The following is a 547-nucleotide window of genomic DNA, read 5'->3' as shown; positions in this document are numbered from 1 at the left end:
CGCAACAACGGATTAACTATCGTCCGAAAAAGTGTTTGGGGTTCAAGCAGCCAGCTGTCCTATTTAAAGAAATGATGTCGGCTGCTTGAAAATTAAGAGTGTCGCAGTTCGGAGTTGAATTCGGGCTAAATGCCATTATTTGGCTATTTTTATTAGAATCGAGTTATTAGATTTTATTGATATTATTTAAAGCCGAGGGTTACTAGCGGGGTGTACTCTGTCATATAAAACAATACCAAAAATACTGAAATGAATTGAAAATAAATACTTATAATTATCAGTTGGTTATGCTGACTGGTTTGTTGTTTGATAAAGGATTATCTCGATTGTTTTCAATTAGTTTCAACTATCAAAATATTAGGTGGTTGATTGTTGAACATTTATATTTTCGTAGCCTTGCTATTTGGGAAATTGGCTGAGCGATTGGTCATGACTCCAATCTGTTGATTAATGGTAAAACTCTCGTTCGATAAAGGTGCCGATGACCTTATCGTGCATTTCTTCTGATCTCGAGAAACCGATAGTTTTTCGAACGAGTCTCTTTAAG

Annotated in this window: 1 protein-coding gene; it reads right to left on the bottom strand. The window is 35.6% G+C overall.

Annotated features, from left to right (window positions below; all coding sequences use genetic code 11):
• Window positions 1–447: 447 nt before the first annotated feature.
• Window positions 448–547, bottom strand: a 100-nt coding sequence (locus H5300_RS27005; protein ID WP_220503598.1) for an IS1 family transposase, incomplete at its 5' end; no start/stop codon positions are given.

It is taken from the genome of Vibrio sp. SG41-7, from assembly GCF_014164465.1.
GTDB classification, from domain to species: domain Bacteria; phylum Pseudomonadota; class Gammaproteobacteria; order Enterobacterales; family Vibrionaceae; genus Vibrio; species Vibrio splendidus.
Note: the sequence above shows the minus strand (reverse complement) of the source record. Positions and strands in the feature narration are given on the sequence as shown.